20 protein-coding genes and 1 pseudogene are annotated in these 21,457 nt (G+C 51.0%); 13 read left to right on the forward strand and 8 right to left on the reverse strand.

Annotation, left to right across the window (positions count from 1 at the left end; translation table 11 throughout):
• Positions 1 to 100: 100 nt before the first annotated feature.
• Positions 101 to 1,495, forward strand: a complete 1,395-nt coding sequence (gene gltX, locus LVJ88_RS12085) for a glutamate--tRNA ligase (protein ID WP_085419055.1) — start codon at positions 101 to 103, stop codon at positions 1,493 to 1,495.
• A 412-nt stretch (positions 1,496 to 1,907) separates the two neighbouring features.
• Here gltX and LVJ88_RS12090 read toward each other — a convergent pair whose 3' ends face one another.
• Both LVJ88_RS12090 and LVJ88_RS12625 read right to left on the reverse strand, forming a co-directional pair.
• On the reverse strand, positions 1,908 to 2,915 hold the full coding sequence (locus LVJ88_RS12090) for an IS5 family transposase (RefSeq protein ID WP_244694170.1): 1,008 nt from the start codon (positions 2,913 to 2,915) through the stop codon (positions 1,908 to 1,910).
• A gap of 150 nt (positions 2,916 to 3,065) precedes the next feature.
• Positions 3,066 to 3,266 (reverse strand): annotated as a pseudogene (locus LVJ88_RS12625) (signal peptidase); the annotation flags it as partial.
• 120 nt (positions 3,267 to 3,386) lie between these two features.
• Between LVJ88_RS12625 and lysS the strand changes: the two are divergent.
• Positions 3,387 to 4,898, forward strand: a complete 1,512-nt coding sequence (lysS, locus tag LVJ88_RS12095; protein WP_085418355.1) for a lysine--tRNA ligase — start codon at positions 3,387 to 3,389, stop codon at positions 4,896 to 4,898.
• A 183-nt stretch (positions 4,899 to 5,081) separates the two neighbouring features.
• On the opposite strand, the gene LVJ88_RS12100 is transcribed toward lysS, so the two are convergent.
• Entirely contained in the window at positions 5,082 to 5,948 is an 867-nt protein-coding gene (locus LVJ88_RS12100; RefSeq protein ID WP_085418316.1) for a Rossmann-like and DUF2520 domain-containing protein, read from the reverse strand.
• An 85-nt stretch (positions 5,949 to 6,033) separates the two neighbouring features.
• Between LVJ88_RS12100 and minC the strand changes: the two genes are divergently transcribed.
• The 5 genes from minC to LVJ88_RS12125 all read left to right on the forward strand — a co-directional run bounded on the left by minC (position 6,034) and on the right by LVJ88_RS12125 (position 11,221).
• Positions 6,034 to 6,762, forward strand: a complete 729-nt coding sequence (gene minC / locus LVJ88_RS12105) for a septum site-determining protein MinC (protein WP_085355579.1) — start codon at positions 6,034 to 6,036, stop codon at positions 6,760 to 6,762.
• 29 nt (positions 6,763 to 6,791) lie between these two features.
• A complete protein-coding gene (gene minD, locus LVJ88_RS12110; RefSeq protein ID WP_054599483.1) occupies positions 6,792 to 7,604 on the forward strand; it encodes a septum site-determining protein MinD in 813 nt (270 codons plus the stop codon).
• 3 nt (positions 7,605 to 7,607) lie between these two features.
• Positions 7,608 to 7,871: a cell division topological specificity factor MinE gene (minE, locus tag LVJ88_RS12115; RefSeq protein ID WP_085418317.1), complete on the forward strand. Its 264-nt coding sequence runs from the start codon at positions 7,608 to 7,610 to the stop codon at positions 7,869 to 7,871.
• 3 nt (positions 7,872 to 7,874) lie between these two features.
• Positions 7,875 to 8,807 (forward strand): hydrogen peroxide-inducible genes activator, encoded by a 933-nt coding sequence (locus LVJ88_RS12120; protein ID WP_054599485.1) that lies wholly within the window; start codon positions 7,875 to 7,877, stop codon positions 8,805 to 8,807.
• Positions 8,808 to 9,019: 212 nt separating this feature from the next.
• Positions 9,020 to 11,221 (forward strand): UvrD-helicase domain-containing protein, encoded by a 2,202-nt coding sequence (locus LVJ88_RS12125; RefSeq protein WP_085418318.1) that lies wholly within the window; start codon positions 9,020 to 9,022, stop codon positions 11,219 to 11,221.
• Between the two features lie 314 nt (positions 11,222 to 11,535).
• Here the strand turns inward: LVJ88_RS12125 and LVJ88_RS12130 are convergent, their stop codons facing one another.
• Entirely contained in the window at positions 11,536 to 12,093 is a 558-nt protein-coding gene (locus LVJ88_RS12130) for a DUF4760 domain-containing protein (protein WP_085358528.1), read from the reverse strand.
• Between the two features lie 297 nt (positions 12,094 to 12,390).
• Here LVJ88_RS12130 and LVJ88_RS12135 point away from each other — a divergent pair, with 297 nt between their 5' ends.
• The 3 genes from LVJ88_RS12135 (at position 12,391) to waaA (ending at position 14,722) form a co-directional block, all read left to right on the forward strand.
• A complete protein-coding gene (locus LVJ88_RS12135) occupies positions 12,391 to 12,552 on the forward strand; it encodes a hypothetical protein (protein WP_158087937.1) in 162 nt (53 codons plus the stop codon).
• Between the two features lie 221 nt (positions 12,553 to 12,773).
• The gene (locus tag LVJ88_RS12140) at positions 12,774 to 13,358 is read left to right on the forward strand and encodes a 5-formyltetrahydrofolate cyclo-ligase (RefSeq protein WP_085418319.1); all 585 of its coding nucleotides are present in this window, start codon (positions 12,774 to 12,776) and stop codon (positions 13,356 to 13,358) included.
• Positions 13,359 to 13,465: 107 nt separating this feature from the next.
• Positions 13,466 to 14,722 (forward strand): lipid IV(A) 3-deoxy-D-manno-octulosonic acid transferase, encoded by a 1,257-nt coding sequence (gene waaA / locus LVJ88_RS12145; protein ID WP_085418320.1) that lies wholly within the window; start codon positions 13,466 to 13,468, stop codon positions 14,720 to 14,722.
• Between the two features lie 305 nt (positions 14,723 to 15,027).
• On the opposite strand, the gene LVJ88_RS12150 is transcribed toward waaA, so the two are convergent.
• Positions 15,028 to 15,234: a glycine zipper 2TM domain-containing protein gene (locus LVJ88_RS12150; RefSeq protein WP_054599490.1), complete on the reverse strand. Its 207-nt coding sequence runs from the start codon at positions 15,232 to 15,234 to the stop codon at positions 15,028 to 15,030.
• A gap of 170 nt (positions 15,235 to 15,404) precedes the next feature.
• On the opposite strand from LVJ88_RS12150, the gene LVJ88_RS12155 reads away from it, so the two are divergent.
• The 3 genes from LVJ88_RS12155 to LVJ88_RS12165 all read left to right on the forward strand — a co-directional run bounded on the left by LVJ88_RS12155 (position 15,405) and on the right by LVJ88_RS12165 (position 18,071).
• A complete protein-coding gene (locus tag LVJ88_RS12155; protein WP_054599491.1) occupies positions 15,405 to 15,851 on the forward strand; it encodes a CopD family copper resistance protein in 447 nt (148 codons plus the stop codon).
• A gap of 187 nt (positions 15,852 to 16,038) precedes the next feature.
• Positions 16,039 to 17,016 (forward strand): TerC family protein, encoded by a 978-nt coding sequence (locus tag LVJ88_RS12160; protein WP_054599492.1) that lies wholly within the window; start codon positions 16,039 to 16,041, stop codon positions 17,014 to 17,016.
• A gap of 236 nt (positions 17,017 to 17,252) precedes the next feature.
• Entirely contained in the window at positions 17,253 to 18,071 is an 819-nt protein-coding gene (locus LVJ88_RS12165; protein ID WP_085418321.1) for a factor H binding protein domain-containing protein, read from the forward strand.
• Positions 18,072 to 18,371: 300 nt separating this feature from the next.
• Here LVJ88_RS12165 and LVJ88_RS12170 read toward each other — a convergent pair whose 3' ends face one another.
• The 3 genes from LVJ88_RS12170 to LVJ88_RS12180 form a co-directional block, all read right to left on the reverse strand.
• Positions 18,372 to 18,947, reverse strand: coding sequence for an L-threonylcarbamoyladenylate synthase (locus LVJ88_RS12170; protein WP_085355585.1), 576 nt, complete (start codon positions 18,945 to 18,947; stop codon positions 18,372 to 18,374).
• 206 nt (positions 18,948 to 19,153) lie between these two features.
• The gene (gene purD, locus LVJ88_RS12175) at positions 19,154 to 20,425 is read right to left on the reverse strand and encodes a phosphoribosylamine--glycine ligase (protein WP_085418322.1); all 1,272 of its coding nucleotides are present in this window, start codon (positions 20,423 to 20,425) and stop codon (positions 19,154 to 19,156) included.
• 408 nt (positions 20,426 to 20,833) lie between these two features.
• Positions 20,834 to 21,457 carry an IMPACT family protein gene (locus LVJ88_RS12180; protein WP_085418323.1) on the reverse strand — a complete coding sequence of 208 codons (624 nt, stop codon included), beginning with the start codon at positions 21,455 to 21,457 and terminating at the stop codon, positions 20,834 to 20,836.

The raw sequence follows: 21,457 nt of genomic DNA on the forward strand, positions 1-21,457 counted from the left end.
GCGTGGGGTTTTGCAAAAGTCTCGGCCTTTCCTTTTTATGGCATCCCTCCAACCCTTACATTACAATAACGCCTTTCATGACACTATCGAGGCCGACACCATGACCGTCAAAACCCGTTTTGCCCCCAGTCCCACCGGTTATCTGCACATCGGTGGCGTTCGTACTGCCCTGTTTTCATGGGCATTTGCCAAAAAACACAAAGGCGAATTTCTGTTGCGCATCGAAGACACCGATTTGGAGCGTTCTACCGCCGAGTCGGTCAATATTATTCTCGACGGCATGAATTGGGTCGGACTCAACTACGACAATGCCGACAACGTGGTTTATCAAACCCGCCGTTTCGACCGCTATAAAGAAGTAATTGCCGAGCTGTTCGAAAAAGGCCATGCCTACCATTGCTATTGCAGCAAAGAAGAGCTGGAAGCCATGCGCGAAAAAGCCGAAAAAGAAGGTACGGCCACTTACGACCGCCGCTGGCGGCCCGAAGCCGGCAAAACCCTGCCGCCCGTACCCGAAGGCGTGGAGCCGGTGGTGCGTTTCAAAACCCCGATTGACGGTACAACCACATGGAACGATTTGGTTAAAGGGCAAATCAGCATTCCCAACGAAGCCTTGGACGACCTGATTATCGCCCGCGCCGACGGCACGCCCACCTATAACTTCTGCGTGGTGGTGGACGATTACGATATGGGTGTTACCCATGTTATCCGTGGCGACGACCATGTGAATAACACCCCCAAGCAAATCAACATCTTAAAAGCAATGGGTGCCACCCTGCCCGAATACGCGCACTTGCCGATGATTTTGAACGAACAGGGTAAGAAAATCTCCAAACGCAGCGGCGACACCGTGGCGATTACCGATTTCGGCGCGATGGGCATCCTGCCTGAAGCCATGCTGAACTATCTCGCCCGTTTGGGTTGGGCGCATGGCGACGACGAATTTTTTACCATGAAGCAGTTTGTCGAATGGTTTGATTTGAAAGACGTTTCCCCGTCGCCCAGCCGCATGGATTTGAAAAAGCTCTACTGGATTAACGGCGAGCACATCAAATTCACGCCCAATGAAGATTTGGCAGAGTTGGTTAAACCCCGCTTGGCCGTGCGCGGTGTCGACGTTACCGACAAACCCGCTCTGGAAGACGTGTTGGCTTTGGTGAAAGACCGTGCCCAAGACTTGAACACGCTGGCCGACGAATGCATTTATTTCTACCAAAAAGGCACACCCGCCGAAGCCGACGTACAAAAACATTGGGACGAAGAGGCTCCCGCGCGCATGCTGCGCTTTGCCGACAAACTCGAAGGCCTGAGCGATTGGAATGCCGAATCCATCCACGACCTGTTCAAGCCTTTCTGCGATGAAGAAAACATCAAAATGGGTAAACTCGGCATGCCGCTGCGTTTGGCTGTATGCGGAACAGCCAAAACCCCGAGTGTGGATGCCGTACTGGCATTAATCGGCAAAGAAGAAGTATTAAAACGTATCCGCAGCTGAAATTAAGGTAAAACCTGATTCGGGTTTGTTCTTCATGGCATTTGGCGTCAAAACAGTTTGAAACCTTTGAAGACACCGAATATAGATGCAGTTCAAGGTGCAGCAGCACAGCGGGCACAGGCATATCACACGATAAGCAAACCAAGGGAGTAGCTCCCAGCACAGAAATGCGCCGTAGGCAGTGATTTTGTAAAGGTCTCGGCTTGATGAGCAGTTCAAGTAGATCACAAAGTTCTTAAATTCGAGGTGTTTGAAAGCGCCGGTGTGTAAAAGCTGAGACCTTTGCAAAACCCCGAGCCAACAAACAGCCGAAACATGCTTCATCATGTTCCGGCTTTTTTTGCGTAAAAAGTAGACAAGCTACCCCTAAAGTCCCCTTAAAGTGCCTCATTATGAGGCACTGCCTGCCTGTTCAGGCAGCAACAGGCACACCTATCCTGTTGGCCGCCTTCAACAGGTTCACACACATCGCCTTCAGGTGGCTTTGCGCCCTCACTTTGCCCAACCCAAAATAGGCTGACCGGCCATAGCGGAATTTGCGGTGCAACGTACCAAAGCTTTGTTCCACCACATAGCGCACTTTCGCCAGCCGGCCGTTGCGGATTTTCTGCTCTTGGCTTAACGGGCAGCCACGGTGTGCTTTTTGCATGATGCCGTCTTTCAAGCCGCACGCTGCCAAATGTTGTCGGTTCTCCCGGCTGTCGTAGCCTTTATCCGCATAGACGGTGCTGCCTTCTGCGATGTCCGCCGGTAATGGCAGCAGGTGTTTGCACTCATGAGCATTGGCCGGGGTGATGTGCAGTTTCTCGATATAGCCGTCCGCATCGGTACGGGTGTGTTGTTTGTAGCCCAGATGGAAGCGGCCGTCTTTTTTGATCCATCTGGCATCCGGGTCTTTGCTGGGGGTGGTTTCGCCACAGACAACGCCTTCGTCATCCACTTCTATGGCCTGACGCTGTTTGCCGCCGGCCGTCTGAATAATGGTGGCGTCAACGATGGCGGCGGATGCTTTCTCTACTTTTAAGCCCTGGTCAGTCAGTTGGCGGTTAATCAGATCCAGTAGTTCGGCCAAGGTGTTGTCTTGCGCCAGCCAGTTGCGGAAACGGCAGAGGGTGCTGTGGTCAGGAATGCAAAAGTCGTCGAAGCGGCAGAAGAGTTGGAAATCGATGCGGGTGATGAGGCTGTATTCGAGTTCGGGGTCGGAAAGGCTGTGCCATTGACCGAGCAGGATGGCTTTGAACATGGAGAGCAAAGGATAGGCGGGACGGCCGCCGTTGTCGCGCACGTAGCGGGTTTTGCGGCCGGTGAGGTATTGTTCGATGGGTGCCCAGTCAAGAATACGGTCGAGTTTGATGAGTGGGAAGCGGTCGAGATGTTTTTCGATGTGGTTGAGGGCATCGGTGTGTAAAAAGCTGCTCATGAACAAAATCCTCTAAATTCTCGGAGTTTGATGTGAGTGGGAATTTAGAGGATTTTTGGGGGTTTTGCAAAGGTCTCGGCCTATTTTGGTCTGAGCAAAGTGAGTGCGCAAAGCCACCTGAAGGCGATGTGTTTGAATCTGTTGAAAGCAGCCAACAGGCTGAGACCTTTGCAAAACCCTCAGATGTGGATGCAGTTCAAGGCGTAGCAGCACAGCGAGTGCAGACATATCATACAGATAGGCAAACGAGCGGGCAGCGCACAACGCAGAAATGCGCCGCAGATGGGGGGGTTGCAAAGGTCTCAGGCCGTCTGAAACCGCTGCTAAGGTTTTCAGACGGCCTTTATCCATAGAAAAAACCGTTGAAACGGCGTAAAATACCGCTCCAAACAGCTAACCTTATCAGGCCGTTTTAGCGAAGCTCACTAAATTCGCTTTCAGACGGCCTGCTTATTTTTGGAAAACAACACCATGAGCGAACAGAACAACCCACAAACCGAACCGCAGCTTGATGAAAACCAAATCATCGCCCTGCGCCGCGAAAAATTAAACGAACTGCGCAAACACGGCATCGCCTTCCCCAACCAATACAAGCGCGATGCCTTTGCCGGCGATTTGCAGGCGCAATACGGTTCGCAGGAAAAAGCCGAGCTCGACCCGCAGGAAATCCCCGTTAAAGTGGCCGGCCGCATGATGCTGCAACGTGCCATGGGTAAAGCCAGCTTCGCCACCATCCAAGACGTAAGCGGCCAGATTCAGGTGTATGTGAACAACCAAGGCGTGGGCGAAGACGTGCACAACGCCTTCAAACATTGGGATTTGGGCGACATCATCGGCGTGGAAGGCACGCTGTTCAAAACCAACCACGGCGAATTAACCGTGCGCGCATCCAAGCTGCATCTGCTCACCAAATCGCTGCGCCCGCTGCCCGACAAACACAAAGGCTTGACCGACCAAGAGCAGAAATACCGCCAGCGTTACGCCGATCTGATTACCAACCAAGATTCGCGCGACACATTTATCAAGCGCAGCAAAATCATCCAAGCCGTGCGCAACTACATGGTCAACGAGCGTTATCTCGAAGTGGAAACCCCGATGATGCACCCGATTCCCGGCGGTGCCACGGCCAAGCCCTTCGTTACCCACCACAACGCGCTCGACATGCCGCTCTACCTGCGCATCGCCCCCGAACTGTATCTGAAACGCTTGGTTGTGGGCGGTTTGGAGCGCGTGTTTGAAATCAACCGCAGCTTCCGCAACGAAGGCATGAGCACCCGCCACAACCCAGAATTCACCATGATGGAATTCTACGAAGCGTTCTGCACTTACGAGCGCATGATGGAAATGACCGAAGGCGTGATCCGCCATGCCGCCAAAGAAGTGTGCGGCACCGCCAAAGTGAGCTACAACGGCAAAGAAGTCGATTTGGAAAGCCCGTTCGAGCGTTTGACCATTCTCGAAGCCATCAAAAAATACAATCCGCAATATACCGACGAGCAGTTGAACGATGCCGAATGGCTGAAAAAAGAGATCGTGAAACACGGCGAAAAAATCCCGCCGTCGCCCGGTATCGGCAGCCTGCAACTGGCCTTGTTTGAAGGCTGTGCGGAAAGCAAACTGTGGAACCCGACGTTTATCATCGACTATCCGGTGGAAGTATCGCCGCTGGCACGCGCATCAGACACCAAACCCGGCTTAACCGACCGCTTCGAGCTGTTTATCGTCGGCCGTGAGTTGGCCAACGGCTATTCGGAGCTGAACGACCCCGAAGACCAAGCCGCCCGCTTTAAAGCGCAAGTGGCGCAGAAAGATGCCGGCGACGACGAAGCCATGCACTACGATGCCGACTACATCCGCGCCATGGAATACGGCCTGCCCCCCACCGGCGGCAGCGGCATCGGCTTGGACCGCTTGGTGATGCTGCTCACCGACGCGCCGTCTATCCGCGACGTGATTCTGTTTCCGCAAATGCGTCCGGAATAAAGTTTGCTTTTGGTATGTAAACAGGTCTAAACCTTTTCACCCTGCCATGCAGATGTGCAGGCATATATAGCAAATAAACGTTATTTCTGCTGCCGCGTTGCTGCCCCTTGCCGTATTACTCATACTGTTTGTGCGAGGGCGCAGCAACGCCGTAGTAAAATTTAAGTTGATTAACGATAACGCTTACGCCTGCCCATACCTTCCCAACACAGCCCGCAGGCTCGAAACCGCCTGTTCGCTCAAACGCGGGGCGGCCAGTTCCAGCGTAGCAGCAGCCAAAGCCAGATAAAACGCCCTCTCTTTATCATTCATACCGGCCAAATGACTATCAACCGTAGAATCGTCTCCCCGTACAATCGGGCCGGTTAATGCATTCTCGGGTGTAAGTCCGGAAAGATTGCCGACACTCTGCCGCATCAAACCCGCCACCAAATCACGCGTTAAATGCTCCGGCAAATCCAGCGGTGCCAGCAGGTTTTGGGCAAAAGCCGCCAGCGTTACCGAAAAATTAGATGCTGCCGACAATGCCGCATGGTAGCGTGCCTTATGTTCAGACGGCATCACGAAAGGCCTCAAGCCCGCAGCCTCGGCCAACCCGCGCAACACCGTCATCGCCCGATCACTCTCAGCCTCTAATGCACACAAACTGCCCCGCAACGAGCGCACGGCGTTTTCTACGTCTGCAAACGCGAAAACAGGGGGTAAACTGCCGACTGTCGCTCCGCATTTGACAACGGCATCCAATACCCCTATTGTTTTCGCACCGCTGAAATGTACAACCACAGTTTCCCTGTTCAGCCAACCCAACCGTGCAAGGGCTGAAGCCGTTTCCTGCAACGCATTGTCCGGCGTGCACACCAGCACCACATCGGCCGGCGGCAGGTCTCTAACATGGGGAACTATGTCCACACTTCCACAGTCTGCCAAAGCAGCCGCACCGGCTCGGCGGGAAACCACCGCAACCGGTTGCCATTTACCGCTTTTCGCAAGCACAGCGGCAAACGTGCGCCCTACGCGCCCCGCACCGACAATATGGAAGCTTTTTTTCATTTCAGACGGCCCTAACAGATTGAATAGCTAAGGTTAACACGGTAAACTTATAACCATTAAATTTTTTTATGACTGTCTTACTAAAATGAAACCAGCTTTTGAAGTTAAATCAGCACGTCTCGACGTGCTTTCCGTGCAGCTGCATACTGCAGATTTAGGGGAATTGGAAGAATTTTTACAGCAGCGGGTGAGCCAGCACAAAGAGCTCGACAGCATGCTGTTTTTATTAGACCTGCAGGAATTCAGCAACCCGGGCGAATTGAGCATTGCCGGCGTTGTATCGCTTTTTGCCCGTTACGGTTTGCAGATTATCGGCCTGCGCCATGAAAACGAAGCTTGGGCACCCCATGCCCAAGCCTACCATTTGGCCTTCAGCCGCAACGACAGCAAACCGGCCGACCCCCAGCCCAAACCCGCAGCGCAACCGGCAGCAGCCGCACCTGCGGCCGAATCCGTGCAGGCCACCGTGATCAGCAAACCTACCGTATTGATCAACACGCCCATCCGCACCGGCCAGCAAGTGTATGCGGAAAACGCCGATTTAATCGTAACCGGCATCGTTAACGAAGGGGCGGAAATCATTGCTGACGGCAACATCCACGTTTACGGCACCATGCGCGGGCGCGCATTGGCCGGCGCCACCGGCAACCGCGACGCACGGATATTCATCCAATCCATGCAGGCCGAATTGGTATCGGTGGCAGGCATTTACCGCAACTTCGACCAAAGCCTGCCCGACCACCTGAACAAAAAAGCCGTGCAGGTATCGCTTCAAGACAACCGTTTGGTTATCAGCGCCATAGACGGCCAATAACCGTTTTTGATTTTAAAAAAGGAAACATCGTGGCAAAAATTATTGTAGTAACTTCAGGCAAAGGCGGCGTAGGCAAAACCACTACCAGTGCCAGCATTGCCTCCGGTTTGGCTCTCCGCGGTCATAAAACCGCGGTTATCGACTTCGACGTAGGCTTGCGCAACCTCGACCTGATTATGGGCTGCGAACGCCGCGTCGTATACGATTTAATCAATGTTATCCAAGGCGAAGCCTCCCTGACCCAAGCACTGATTAAAGACAAACACTGCGACGACCTCTTCATTCTGCCCGCCTCGCAAACCCGCGATAAAGATGCCTTGAACCGCGAAGGCGTAGGCAAAGTATTGAAAGAACTCACCGAAGACATGGGCTTTGAATACGTTATCTGCGATTCTCCCGCCGGTATCGAACAAGGTGCGCTGATGGCCCTCTACTTCGCTGATGAAGCCATCATCACCACCAACCCCGAAGTATCGAGCGTACGCGACTCCGACCGCATTTTGGGTATTCTGCAAAGCAAGAGCCAAAAAGCCGAAAAAGGCGAAGTGGTTAAAGAGCACCTGTTGATTACCCGCTACTCTCCCGAGCGCGTAGACAAAGGCGAAATGCTTTCCGTACAAGACATTTGCGATATCCTGCGCATTCCGTTGATCGGCGTGATTCCCGAATCTCAAAACGTATTGCAGGCATCCAACGCCGGCGCACCGGTTATCCATCAAAACGATGTTGCCGCCGCCGAAGCCTACAAAGACGTGGTATCGCGCCTGCTGGGCGAAAACCGCGAAATGCGCTTTTTAGAAGCCGAGAAAAAAGGCTTTTTCAAGCGTTTGTTCGGAGGTTAAGCCATGTCGCTGATTGACTTACTGTTTGGCAGAAAGCCTAAAACCGCAGCAGTGGCGCGCGACCGCCTGCAAATCATCATTGCACAGGAACGCGCCAAAGAACAGGCTCCCGACTATCTGCCCACTTTGCAGAAAGAACTCTTGGATGTATTATCGAAATATGTTCATGTATCCTTAGAAGACATCCGTATTTCTCAAGAAAAACAAAACGGTATGGACGTGCTTGAACTGAATATCACCCTGCCGGATCAAAAAAAGGCCGACTAAGCTATGACCTTAACCGAATTGCGTTACATTGTAGCAGTGGCACAGGAGCGCCATTTCGGGCGCGCTGCCCGCCGCTGTTTCGTGAGCCAGCCCACTCTTTCCATCGCCATTAAAAAGCTGGAAGAAGAGTTGGCCGTATCGCTCTTTGACCGGAGCAGCAACGACATCATCACCACCGAAGCGGGCGAACGCATCATCGCACAAGCCCGCCGCGTGCTGGAAGAAGCCGAGCTGATCAAACATCTGGCCAACGAAGAGCAAAACGAGCTGGAAGGCGCATTCAAACTCGGTCTGATTTTTACCGTTGCCCCCTACCTTCTGCCCAAGCTGATTATGTCGCTGCGGAAAACCGCGCCCAATATGCCGCTGATGCTCGAAGAGAACTACACCCAAATTCTCACCGAATCGCTCAAGCGCGGCGATTTGGACGCGCTGATCGTAGCAGAACCTTATCAGGAACCGGGCATCATTACCGAGCCGCTGTATGACGAATCTTTCTTCGTGATTGTGCCCAAAGGCCATCATTTTGAAGAACTCGATACCGTTACCCCGGAAATGTTGAGCCAAGAACAGGTGCTGTTGCTTACCGAAGGCAACTGCATGCGTGATCAAGTGTTGGCAAGCTGCTCCGAATTGGCTTCCCGTCAAAAAATACAGGGCTTGACCAATACCTTGCAAGGCAGTTCCATCAACACCATCCGCCACATGGTTGCCAGCGGCCTGAGCATCAGCGTATTGCCCGCTACCGCCCTCACTGAAAACGACCACATGCTGTTCAGCATTATCCCGTTTGAAGGCGAAGGCCCGAAACGCCGCGTTGTGCTGGCTTACCGCCGCAACTTTGTGCGCCCCAAAGCACTTTCGGCTATGCGCAATGCTATCCTGACATCGCAACTCAACGGTGTTACCTTTATCGAGCCGCAGCAGGCCGTCTGAAAAATCTGCTTTATGCCGGGCTGCATTGCTTGCAGCATTTTGTTTCCAAACAGCCGTTTCTTTTTAAGAAACGGCTGTTTCTTTTGCCTTAATACAAATTAACGCCAAAGAACCCGTCCGCTCGCATCACCGTTTTCTCACCGACACTTGCAAACGCCGCTGCCGAATCCATTACAATACAGCCTGTTTCATTTTTTCAGACGGCCTCTTCTATGTTTCCCGAGCAATCCGCCCCTTCCTTGCTGCAAGGCTTAAACTCCGAACAACTTTCCGCCGTAACTTGGCCGCCGCAATCCGCCCTCGTGCTTGCCGGAGCGGGCAGCGGCAAAACCCGCGTGCTCACCACCCGCATCGCATGGCTGCTGCAAAGCGGCCAAGCAAGCGTGCACAGCATTATGGCCGTTACCTTCACCAACAAAGCCGCCAAAGAAATGCAAACCCGCTTGAGCGCGATGCTGCCCGTTAACGTGCGCGCCATGTGGCTCGGCACTTTCCACGGCCTGTGCCACCGCTTTTTACGCCTGCACCATAAAGACGCAGGGCTGCCTTCCACCTTTCAGATTCTCGACAGCGCCGACCAGCTCGCCTTAATCAAACGCCTGCTCAAACAGCTCAACATCGCCGAAGAAATCATCGCCCCGCGCACGCTGCAAGGCTTTATCAACGCCCAAAAAGAAAGCGGCCTGCGCGCCTCATCCCTGCAAGCCCCCGATCCGCACACCCAGCGCATGATCGAGTGCTATGCCGAATACGACAAAGCGTGCAACCGCGAAGGCGTGGTCGATTTTGCCGAACTGATGCTGCGCAGTTACGAAATCCTGCAAGCCAACGAAATCCTACACCGCCATTACCAAAACCGCTTCAATCATATTTTGGTGGACGAATTCCAAGACACCAACAAACTGCAATACGCATGGTTGAAGCTCATCGCAGGCGAACACGCCGCCGTGTTTGCCGTGGGCGACGACGACCAATCCATCTACCGCTTCCGCGGCGCACACGTCGGCAACATGACCGCCCTGATGCGCGAGTTTCACATCGAAGCACCCATCAAGCTCGAGCAGAACTACCGTTCAGACGGCCACATTCTCACTGCCGCCAATGCCGTAATAGAAAACAACGCCGAACGCCTCGGCAAAAACCTGCGCACCGATGCCGCCGCCGGCGACAAAATCCGCTTTTACTCCGCCCCCATAGATTCCGACGAAGCCCAATTTATCGTAGACGAAGCCAAATCCCTGCAACGCGAAGGCCACACACTCGACCAAATGGCCGTGCTCTACCGCAGCAACGCCCAATCGCGCATCATCGAACAAGCCCTATTCCGCGCCGGCATCCCCTACAAAATCTACGGCGGCCTGCGCTTCTACGAACGGCAGGAAATCAAACACGCGCTCGCCTACCTGCGCCTCTCCGTCAACCCCGACGACGACAACGCCCTTTTGCGCGTCATCAACATGCCCCCGCGCGGCATCGGCACCCGCACCATCGAAAACATCCAAGCCGCAGCCGCCGAACAAGGCATCTCCCTATGGCAGGCCGCCTGCGGCATGGGCGCAAAAGCCACCAAAGTCGCCGCCTTCGTACGCCTGATAGAAAACCTCCAAGCCCAAGCCCCCAACGTATCCCTGCAAGAAATGATGCTCGGCATCACCCGCGACAGCGGCCTCGTCGAATACTACCAAACCCAAAAAGGCGACCACCAAGACCGTCTCGACAACCTCGACGAACTCGTTAACGCCGCCGTCGCCTTCAGGCCATCTGAAAGCAACTTCGAAATCCTGCCCGAAAACGTCGCCGAAAACCCGCTCTTCCCCATCCTCGCCTTCTTAAGCAACGCCGCCCTCGAATCCGGCGAAAACCAAGCCGGCGAAGGCGAAGAAGCCCTGCAAATGATGACCGTGCACGCTGCCAAAGGGCTGGAGTTCGACACCGTATTCCTCACCGGTATGGAAGAAGGCCTCTTCCCCAGCGAATACAGCCTCGCCGAACGCGGCGGCCTCGAAGAAGAGCGCCGCCTCATGTACGTTGCCATTACCCGCGCCAAAAAACGCCTCTACATCAGCATGTCCCAACAACGCCTGCTGCACGGCCAAACCCACTTCGGCATCGTCTCCCGCTTCGTCGAAGAAATCCCCGAAGAAGTGCTGCACCGCCTCTCCCCCCCTCCCAAACGCTTCAACAGCTTTACCGACATACCCAAAACCAAAAACCGCACCGCCGTCGAACACTACGACCTGCCGCAAGAATACGCAGGCTTCCGCATCGGCCAAAACGTGCGCCACGCCAAATTTGGCACCGGCGTAATCATCGACGCCGTCAACAAAGGCGAATCCGCACGGCTTACCGTGAATTTCGGAAAAGAAGGGATTAAAGAACTGGATACCAAGTTTGCCAAGCTCGAGGCCGTCTGAAAAAAGGCCGTCTGAAAAAGGGTAGGCAGTTGGGAGATTTGATGCGCTGTTTTTCAGACGGCCTTAGATGCGAATGATGTAGGTCGGATTCTTGAATCCGACCTTTCGGGGAGGTTTGGGCGGATTGTCGGATACGAGTATCAGACTGCCACGGTTACTAGTTGCTATAGCCAATCAATACATTTTTAATACAAGACAGCAAGCCGCAGGCAGTGGCAGTACAGATAGTACGACAAGGCGTAGCAACGCCGTAGTAAAAGTTAAGTTGATTGACTATAGATATTTTTTCTTACAAATCTTACAAGAAAGAAATTTTAATTAGGCTGGTTTGTAGTTAATTCATTTTTTTCCCAGCGATTAGCTAGCCATTCAAATTCCTGATAGTACGTTTGTCTCTTTTTTTGTCGGCGCAATTCCATAATCATTGGTTTTGCCTTGGCCCAAATATCCATAGTGTCTGAATATTTCAGACGTTTGTATATTTCCTCTTCAAAAGCTCCATTTTTAATTCCTAGTGCAACAAATTCATATCTATTTAAAAGTATACGGATGCATTCTTTTTCTTTTTTAGAATTGTCATCATCACATAAATTCGGTTCAAGATATTTGATAAAGGAAGCTTCACCTGGTAAAGCCATTACAATTCTTTTAGCTTCAACTAATTCCTTATCCTGATTTTCTTGAATTAAGATGTCAATAGTTGCTCTTTTTCGAATCATTAAATGATTATGCTCAAGTGTATCTTTTGCTGACTTGCCGTTTTTGACTATTGCTTTCTGAGCAAAATAACCTGTTACTGCGATAGATATAATAATGGCTCCTGTTTGTACCCAGAAGCCATATGCTTGATTAAACTCAATCAGAGTTCCCATTTTTTAAAATCCATCCCAACCTTCTGAATAAACACGTTTCATATCCAGCTCCTTATTTGATTAATATATTTTGGTTAAATAAAAAAGTTGCTGCTTTCACCAGTCAACGCGTTCGAAAATATATTATATAGCATTGCTATATTTTTTCAACTTCCATGTTTAAATCAATTCTTAGGTTCGAATTTTAGTATAACATTCAGACAATAGTAGTTGAACAAATTTAAGAATAAAACATTTGGCGTTTCATAGCAACATGCCACCGCGAGTTTAGTCGATCTTGAAAAAGCCAACGAATATGTGCAGGAAACTTTCACCCAAATCCGCAACCGCTTGCTGTCGGAACAGATACGACAAGATTATTCTCAACCGTTAGATGGTAAAGAAGAAGACTTGGGTTTGGATAAGATCATCAATCTGTTGGATAAAATTACCAATTTGGCCAATAAAAAGCCGTCTTAAAAACTTGACCGGGTCGGGCATCCTTGCCCGACTTTTTATTTAGGCATCTTAAACTTAAATCACTATCTAACACGCAAAACTTATCGCGATAAGATTAAAGAGCCAAGTTTTCAGTTATGCTGCTTTTTCAGACGGCCTTCATGGCGGATAACTTGAATTTCGTGCGGGTATGTAGTCAAATCGCGGAATGTTGATGTTTGCTGTTGAAAGGCCGTCTGAAAATGCCGAACCGTGCTGAAAAATCCGAGTTGCGCCGCCGCCTGCGCCGTGCCCGTGCGGCTTTGCCGAAAAAAGAGCGGGCTGCGGCCACGCGTGCGGCCAATGGTTTTTTAAAGCGGTTTATCCGCCGCGGCAGCCGTATCGGTGTTTATTGGCCGGTGGGCAGCGAGATGCGTTTGAGCGGTTTTGTTCAGACGGCCTTATCACGCGGGGCGGAGCTTTATCTGCCTTATATCGAGCCGGATTCGCTGCGTTTGTGGTTTACGCCTTATCGGGGCGACGCGGCGCAGGCGGAGCGTAAACGCGGCAGGGGCAGCCTGCATATTCCGCAATTCGGCGGCAAAAAAATCCGTGCGCACCGTTTGCATGTGCTGTTCGTGCCTTTGGTGGGCATAGACAGACAGGGCTACCGTTTGGGACAGGGCGGCGGCTATTATGATGTGTCGCTGGCGACACTCCGCGGCCGGTTGCGGCCGCGCACGGTGGGCGTGGGTTTTGCGTGCCAATTATGTGATGTGTTGCCGCATGAGCCGCACGATATTCAGCTGGATGCTTTTGTATGCGAGCGGGGTATCATTCGTTTTTAGGCTTGCGGCCGTCTGAACACTGCCGCCATTCTGTTTTATCGCGGGCGTTTAAATGGGCTACAATGTCGGCAGTTTCTGTAAAACAGTTCGATATATATACTAAGTTTATGAATATAAGTTGGTTTTATAAGCAGCTTTGGCAGGTTGCGCCTTTTTTTATCCGCCATTATCTGCGCAAACGCGGTGTGAAAGCGCCTGCTTATCTGGAGCATTGGGGCGAGCGTTTCGGCGAGCCTCTTGCCCAAGCGGTGCAGCAGCCGGTGTGGGTGCATGCGGTATCGGTGGGCGAAACGCGGGCGGCACAGCCGTTGATTCGTGAGCTGTGCAAGCATTTTCCCGATGCGCCGCTGCTGGTTACGCAGATGACACCCACGGGTCGGGCAACGGCGGAAATGCTGTATCCGAACGCGCAATGCCGTTATCTGCCTTATGATAAGCCGGAATATGTGGCGCAGTTTTTACGCGAACACCGCCCGCGTTTCGGAATTTTGATGGAAACGGAAATTTGGCCGAACTTGATGCACGGTTGCGCCGAGGCGGGCGTGCCGCTGTTTTTGGCAAATGCGCGTTTGTCGGAAAAATCGCAAAACGGTTATCTGAAAATCCGCACGCTGGTTGAGCCTGCAATGCAGACTTTGCGCGGCTGTTATGCGCAAACGGCGGCGGATGCGGAGCGTTTGCACCTGATCGGGGCATCGAACGTGCATGTGTGCGGCAACACCAAATACGATATTACGCCCACCGATGCCATGCGTGAGAAAGCGGCTCATTTCCGCAGCCTGATCGGTTCGCGCCCTGTGGCGGTGTGCGCCAGCACTCGGGAATATAAGGGAGCGGACGAGGCGGAAATGCTGCTTTCGGCATGGCGTGCCTACCACGGCGATGCTCTGCTGATTATCGTGCCCCGCCACCCCGAGCGTTTTCAGACGGCCTATGATTGTGCGGTGAAAATGGGGTTTAAAACGCAAAAACGCAGCGACGGGCATGAAGTGGCCGCCGATACGCAGGTGTGGATAGGCGACAGTATGGGTGAAATGCTGGCTTATTATCTGGCTTCTGATGTGGCGTTTGTGGGCGGCAGTTTGGTGGATACGGGCTGCCAAAACATTATCGAGCCGGTAGCCTGCGGCATACCGACGCTGTTCGGCCCCTCTACTTATAATTTTGCCGCGGCCTGCAAAGGTGCGGTTGCGGTGGGCGCGGCCAAGCAGATATTCAGCGCGCAAGAATGGCAGTACACCACAGCCAAATGGTTGTCGGAGCCTGCATTGCGCGCGCCGTTTGTAGAAGCGGCGGCGGCTTTTGTGGCACAAAACCGCGGAGCCAGCCGCCGGATTGTGGAGCGCATGATAGAGGCCGTCTGAAACAGGCCATTCTCCATGCCGCTTTGCCGCTATTGCTTTATATATGGTTAATTAACTTATTTTTCATACAAGGCAACAAGCGGCAGCAGCACAGGTAGTACGGAACCGATTCTGTTGCCGCTTCAGCCGCTTACACAATCGTTTTTAGAGCTAAGGCGCAGCAACAGCGTAGCAAGTTAAGTTTATTTACGGTATAGGCTCACTTAATGCCTGTGTTATCTCCATCGGCAGAATATGAAAAAGGCCGTCTGAAAATATTTTTTCAGACGGCCTTTGCATAGCGGGAAACCGATAAAACCGACGGCTTATCTGTTTACTTGGCTGCCGATCACGCCGCCAAGTGCAGCACCGCCCAAAGTAGAGCCGGTGTCGCCGCCGATCAGGTTGCCGGCCACGCCGCCGATTACGGCACCGGTAGCGGTATTGCGCTGGGTGCGCGACATGCTTTCACAAGCAGTCAGTGAACCGGCAACTGCTACTAATGCGATCATTTTTACGATGTTTGATTTCATGGTGTCCTCCTAAAAGGGTTGTTTGTATTGCCGGAGTACCCGCTGCCTGAATGGTTTGCGGCAGGCAAGCCCCCGTTGATGCACGCGCAGTATGGCACAGGACTCGGATAATGGTATATTGGCAGGCGTAAAGAGTCTTAAAACTGGGAAAGATTGTGAAAGGCTGGTTTATGAATGCTTATTCTGTTGCACATATCATACATTTATTTTGCGCGATTGCTTTTGTGGGCGGGGTATTTTTTGAAACATTGGTGCTTTCGGTGATTCACAGCAAACGGGTATCACGCGAAGCGCGGCGCGAGGTGGAAAAAGCGATAAGCTACCGCGCGGTGCGGGTGATGCCGTGGATTGTAGGCGGGGTGTTTCTTTCCGGGCTGGCGATGGCGCACCGCTATGCCGCGATACTCGCCGACCCGTTCGGCGCGCCGTTTAATATACAGCTGAGTTTGAAAGTGCTGCTGGCATTCGGCGTGTTGGTGCATTTTGTGATTGCCGTTACCAAAATGCGCCGCGGCACACTCACGGCGGCATGGTCGAAATACATTCACGCCGCCGTGCTCGTTCATATGGTTTTGATTGTGCTGTTGGCCAAAAGCATGTTTTATTTCAGCTGGTAAACATTGGCAAATGTTTCATGGCCGTCTGAATCGCGGGTTCAGACGGCCTTGTTTTCAATAAAGCCGCCTTCTGCGCGCCATTCTGTTACCCGTTCATTCCCTGTTTCTCTTCTACCGGCATTCGGCTATCGGGATTCCTATATGTTAAAATGAAAATGCTTTATGATTTCATTATGTTAGGAATTTTATGGTTGAACATCCCTCTGTCGGCTCCCCGTTGTTTTACGGGGTATTCTTTGCAGCCGTGTTTATTATGATTGCCATCGATATGATGTCGCTCAAAAAAACCGGCGTTCACAAAGTCAGCATGAAAGAAGCTTTGGCTTGGTCTTGCGTATGGGTGGCGGTATCGTGCGCATTTGCCGGCTGGCTGTATTTTGAACTGGCAGGCAACCCGCTCTACGGCCATGTTGTCGCCAAGCAGAAGGTATTGGAATTCTTTACCGGCTATGTGTTGGAAAAATCATTGGCGGTTGACAATATCTTTGTGTTTTTAATGATTTTTTCTTATTTCAAAGTCCAGCCGCAATACCAGCACCGCGTGCTGCTTTACGGTGTGTTCGGTGCGATTGTGCTCCGCATGATCATGATTTTTATCGGTGCGGTATTGGTGAGCAAATTTGAAGCGGTGCTTTATCTTTTCGGTGCATTCCTGCTCTACACCGGCATCAAAATGATCAGATCGGGCGGAGAAGACGAGCATGAAGATTTATCGCAAAACAAAATGCTCAATTGGGTAAAAGGCCACATTCCGGTAAGCAACCACTTCGACGGTGAAAAGTTTTTTACCGTTGAAAACGGCAAACGTATTGCCACGCCCATGCTGCTGGTGCTGATTATGGTTGAAATGAGCGATGTGATTTTTGCAGTAGACAGCATCCCCGCTATTTTTGCGGTAACCACCGACCCGTTTATCGTGCTCACTTCCAATATTTTCGCCATTCTCGGTTTGCGTGCAATGTATTTTCTGCTGGCCGATATTGCCGACCGTTTCGTGTTTTTAAAATTCGGTTTGGCGTTTGTGTTGAGCTTTATCGGCATCAAAATGCTGATTATGTATTTCAACATCCACATTCCGGTAGGCGTGTCATTGGCGGTAGTGTTCGGTGCCTTGGGCGTTTCCATCCTGATTTCACTGATGTATAACCGCCGGAAAACCAATTAACTATCCAACCCGTAACAAAAGCAGATGTATTACGCATCTGCTTTTTTTGCATCCGCTAAACTGTTTTAATATCGGAAATGCGACATATTTGGTGCATTTACACTATTCATCTTGCTTATCAGAGTGCAGGTTTGTAAACTTATTAATGAAATACCTGTTATAAAAACGGCTTCTGTTCGTCTAATCACAAGATAAATCTTATATTCCGTCCAACAATATATGAAGGAAACATTATTATGAAAACGTTTAATATGTTTATGATCGCCAGTTTGTCTGCCTTAACCCTATCGGCCTGTGGTGCCAAAGAAGCCATCGAATCCATCCGTCCTCCCTCCGGAGATACCGAGCCTAAAAGCATCACCACGCCGGATTTCAGCAGCACCAATATTAAAAATGTTACGTTAACCATCAACGGTAAAACTTATCAAACCGGAAAAAGTATAGATATCGCATCAATATCCCCTAATAGCGTTCACAATCAAGATTACGAAATAAACGGGCAAACGCAAAAAGGGGAATATAAAGAAAAAGGTACGCTTCGCATCTATAAAACCGTACAACATTTCCCTAAAGGGCACGCTGCAATATTGGCTAAATATGCAGAACAACAAACGGAAAACGGTGTCAACAAAGCTGCCAATAAGTTTGAAGTCCTTTCCATACAGGGCAACCCGACTAAATTAGAGAATCTGCCTAAGCAAGGAAGTTACAGTTATCAAGGCTTGGCATTCACAGGAAAAAACGATACCGCTCAATTTATCTACAATATTGATTTTGATAAGAGAGTCGGCTCCGGCCAAATCGGGAAGTCTAAACAATACGACATCATTAAACTAAAAGAACATGATATTACCGCATTGAACGCCTCTTCTAATTTCCACGCAACAACAGGTATCAAAGGTGATGCCGAATACGGCGGCAAAACCGTAGGCAAATATGAAGTAGGCTTGTTCGGCCCCGCAGCCGAAGAGATTGCCGGCAAAGCAAACCTTAACATCGGCGGAAACGAAGTTGATTTCGGGTTCGGTGCCACCAAACAGCCGGGCTCGAAATAAATTCGGTTTATAAAGTTATGCAATAGAAATGATGGAGCATCAGGCCATCTGAAAAGCACAAAAGGGCGGGGTTCAAACCCGCCCTTTTGTTTTATGGCCTACCAACTTAATTTTTACTACGGTATTTCTGCGTCTTAGCTCAAAGAGAACGATGGTGTAAGCCTCGAAAGCGGCAACAGAATCGGGTCCCGTATTAGCTGTATTGATTGCGGCTTGCTGGCTTGAATTAAAAATTCAGTTGATTGACGATACGCCTTGGACTGCATCCACATCTGAGAATGTTACAAAGACATCCACAAGTTATCGCAACCGTTTACCCGTATCCGCATCAATAATACGGCTGGGTGCCCGATAACCGCCTGTTCGTCCTCCCACCACCCATACATTGCGCCCGAATTGCCTACGGGCTTCACGTTCACTTTTACAGGGTCTGCCACCCGAACGGTTACACGAAGTCGATACCAAAGGCGTGGCAAGTGAGGCACACAACTGCCGTGCCTGCCGATGTGCCGGCACTCTGACTGCCAGTTTTTTACGGCCTTTTCCACGCAATAATACCGGTTGTTTGCGGCAGGTAAGCAAAAAAGTGGTTGGAGCCGGCCATGTGGTCTCAAGCATATCCACCGTTTTTTCAGACGGCTTCTCAAGCAGCGGCAGAAGCTGCTGCAAACTGCTGCCAATCACAATCATGCCTTTGTTTTGTGGGCGTTTTTTTAAACGGATAAGCTTTTTTAGCGCAAGTGGGTGCTGCGGTAAGCAGCCTATCCCGTAACAAGATTCGGTTGGATAAGCCACCAATCCTCCGCGCTTTAAATGTGCACGCAACCTGCTTTGGGCAGATGCGGCAAGCACGCGGGAATATTTGATTGTGTTCATATTATCCAAACCTTTTATGGCTGATTTTATTGATCAAAGAAGAGCATAGGCCGTCTGAACGCAGTTTCAGACGGCCTGAGACTTGCACAAACACCGACTCATTACCGATTGAGCAATGGTTGCAAGATGTTCTATCTTGCCGCGCCTTTGGTTTGCATCTTCGGAATTGACTAAAAAAAACCTCGGCAAACCAATTGCATCATGCTTTAGCCTTTAATGGCTTTGTCGGCAATATCGCTCCGATACTGCATGCCTTCAAAATGAATATGCTCAAGGGCTTGATAAGCTTTGGCTTTAGCAGCCGCCACATCCGAACCTAAACCTACCACGCACAATACCCGGCCGCCGTTGGTAAGCACATTGCCGTTATTATCTTGCGCCGTGCCGGCATGAAAGACTTTTCCTATTTGATTGGCTGTGTCCAATCCGGTAATCACATCGCCTTTTTTAGGGGTTTCAGGATAGTTTTCTGCGGCCAACACCACACCGACAGCTGTTTGTTCGTTCCATTCTGCCACGGCCGTATCCAGACGGCCTTCGATGGCTTGATCAACCAGCTCTGCCAAATCGCTGTTTAAACGGCTCATAATCGGTTGGGTTTCGGGGTCGCCGAAGCGGCAGTTAAATTCAACGGTAAAGGGCGCACCGTTTTGATCTATCATCAAACCTGCGTATAAAAACCCTGTAAACTCATGGCCTTCGGCTTTCATCCCTTCAATGGTAGGAAGAATAATCTCATTCATGGCACGCTGATATACTTCCGGCGTAACCACCGGCGCAGGGCTGTATGCCCCCATGCCTCCGGTATTCGGGCCTTGGTCGCCGTCGAGCAGGCGTTTATGGTCTTGGCTGGTAGCCATCGGCAAAACGTGATTGCCGTCTGCCATCACAATAAAACTGGCTTCTTCGCCCTGCAGAAAATCTTCAATCACAACACGCGCACCGGCATTGCCCATTTTATTGCCGAGCAACATATCGTCAATGGCGGCATGCGCTTCGTCTTCCGTCATGGCAACAATCACGCCTTTGCCCGCTGCCAAACCGTCGGCTTTTATCACTATCGGCGCACCTTTGGTTTGCACATATTGATGTGCTTTTTGTGCATCTTCAAAAGTTTGATAAGCAGCGGTGGGAATACCGTATTTCGCCATGAATGCTTTGGCAAAATCTTTGGAGCTTTCCAGCTGTGCGGCATAGCGGGTAGGGCCGAAAATTCTCAAACCGGCAGCGCGGAAATCATCCACAATACCTGCGGCTAAAGGTGCTTCAGGGCCAACCAAAGTAAAAGCTATATTTTCCCGTTTACAGAAATCAATCAAATCGGCGTGGGCGGTTAGTGCCAAATTTTCGAGCTTGGGTTCGGTTGCCGTGCCTGCATTGCCGGGAGCCACGAATACGGTTTCCACATCGGGGTTTTGTGCCAACTTCCAAGCCAGCGCATGTTCACGCCCGCCGCTGCCGATAACGAGTAATTTCATGTTGTTTCCTTGATTGACGCCTGTTTAAAAGTGTACATATAAGCATTGGATTATAGCCGATTTTCTCCATGCCGCGCAGGTGCGGCAGGGTGAAGGCTTTGCAAAACCTTCGCATTCACATGCGCTTCAAATTGAAGCTGCACAGCGAATACAAACATATCCGAGCGGACGCGGCGCACAATGCCAAATGCGCCGCATATGGGTTTGATAACGAATAAGCTTTGTTTCAGCTACGGTGTCGCTGCGCCTTAGCACAAAGAAAACGATTGCCGCTAAAGCGGCAACAGAATCGGTTCCATACTGCGTGCACTGTCTGAGGCTTGCTGCCTTGCATCCAAATTAAAGTTGATTGACTATATGTTATATAAAGGTCTCTCAGGCTTTCAGACGGCCGCACACCGTGCTTATTCAAACGATGTCGTGCTCGCTGTCGGTATGCACTTCGATATTTCTAGTATGCTGCCATGCTGCCACACATGCTTCGTAATGTGCCAAAGGGATGCGAACGGTTAACCGGCAATCCAGCTGCAAATCTTGGGCTATAACGCTGGCCTGATGTTGCTTGGCGATTCGGATTGCATCGTTGAGATAAGGATAGGCACAACGCAGCCATACTGTTTTTTCTATATTTTTTTCAACCGTTTCTGCTGATTTCAAAGCTTCGGCAGCGGCTGTTTTGTAGGCATGAATCAAGCCCGGCACGCCCAAAAGGGTTCCACCGAAATAACGCACCACCACAATCAAAACATCGGTTAATCCTGCCGAATCAATCTGACCCAAAATCGGCCTACCCGCGCTGCCGGAAGGCTCTCCGTCGTCATTGGCGCGAAACCGGTTACCGTCTGTGCCCAAGCGGTAGGCATAACACCAATGTCGGGCTTTATGATGTGCTTCCCGCAAGGCTTCAACATGGATTTTGATCTCTGCCGTGCTTTGCACCGGATATGCATAAGCGATGAAACGGCTGCCTTTATCTTTAAACTCGGCCTCAACCGGCGCGGCAATGGTGTGAAAAGTTGTTGTTTCGGCCAT

It is taken from the genome of Neisseria dumasiana, assembly GCF_022870885.1.
GTDB classification, from domain to species: domain Bacteria; phylum Pseudomonadota; class Gammaproteobacteria; order Burkholderiales; family Neisseriaceae; genus Neisseria; species Neisseria dumasiana.

Coding starts and splice junctions, on each gene's coding strand:
- gltX (WP_085419055.1), top strand. CDS start 101: ATGACCGTCAAAACCCGTTTTGCCCCCAGTCCCACCGGTTATCTGCAC.
- LVJ88_RS12090 (WP_244694170.1), bottom strand. CDS start 2,915: ATGAGCAGCTTTTTACACACCGATGCCCTCAACCACATCGAAAAACAT.
- lysS (WP_085418355.1), top strand. CDS start 3,387: ATGAGCGAACAGAACAACCCACAAACCGAACCGCAGCTTGATGAAAAC.
- LVJ88_RS12100 (WP_085418316.1), bottom strand. CDS start 5,948: ATGAAAAAAAGCTTCCATATTGTCGGTGCGGGGCGCGTAGGGCGCACG.
- minC (WP_085355579.1), top strand. CDS start 6,034: ATGAAACCAGCTTTTGAAGTTAAATCAGCACGTCTCGACGTGCTTTCC.
- minE (WP_085418317.1), top strand. CDS start 7,608: ATGTCGCTGATTGACTTACTGTTTGGCAGAAAGCCTAAAACCGCAGCA.
- LVJ88_RS12120 (WP_054599485.1), top strand. CDS start 7,875: ATGACCTTAACCGAATTGCGTTACATTGTAGCAGTGGCACAGGAGCGC.
- LVJ88_RS12125 (WP_085418318.1), top strand. CDS start 9,020: ATGTTTCCCGAGCAATCCGCCCCTTCCTTGCTGCAAGGCTTAAACTCC.
- LVJ88_RS12130 (WP_085358528.1), bottom strand. CDS start 12,093: ATGGGAACTCTGATTGAGTTTAATCAAGCATATGGCTTCTGGGTACAA.
- LVJ88_RS12140 (WP_085418319.1), top strand. CDS start 12,774: ATGCCGAACCGTGCTGAAAAATCCGAGTTGCGCCGCCGCCTGCGCCGT.
- waaA (WP_085418320.1), top strand. CDS start 13,466: ATGAATATAAGTTGGTTTTATAAGCAGCTTTGGCAGGTTGCGCCTTTT.
- LVJ88_RS12150 (WP_054599490.1), bottom strand. CDS start 15,234: ATGAAATCAAACATCGTAAAAATGATCGCATTAGTAGCAGTTGCCGGT.
- LVJ88_RS12155 (WP_054599491.1), top strand. CDS start 15,405: ATGAATGCTTATTCTGTTGCACATATCATACATTTATTTTGCGCGATT.
- LVJ88_RS12160 (WP_054599492.1), top strand. CDS start 16,039: ATGGTTGAACATCCCTCTGTCGGCTCCCCGTTGTTTTACGGGGTATTC.
- LVJ88_RS12165 (WP_085418321.1), top strand. CDS start 17,253: ATGAAAACGTTTAATATGTTTATGATCGCCAGTTTGTCTGCCTTAACC.
- LVJ88_RS12170 (WP_085355585.1), bottom strand. CDS start 18,947: ATGAACACAATCAAATATTCCCGCGTGCTTGCCGCATCTGCCCAAAGC.
- purD (WP_085418322.1), bottom strand. CDS start 20,425: ATGAAATTACTCGTTATCGGCAGCGGCGGGCGTGAACATGCGCTGGCT.
- LVJ88_RS12180 (WP_085418323.1), bottom strand. CDS start 21,457: ATGGCCGAAACAACAACTTTTCACACCATTGCCGCGCCGGTTGAGGCC.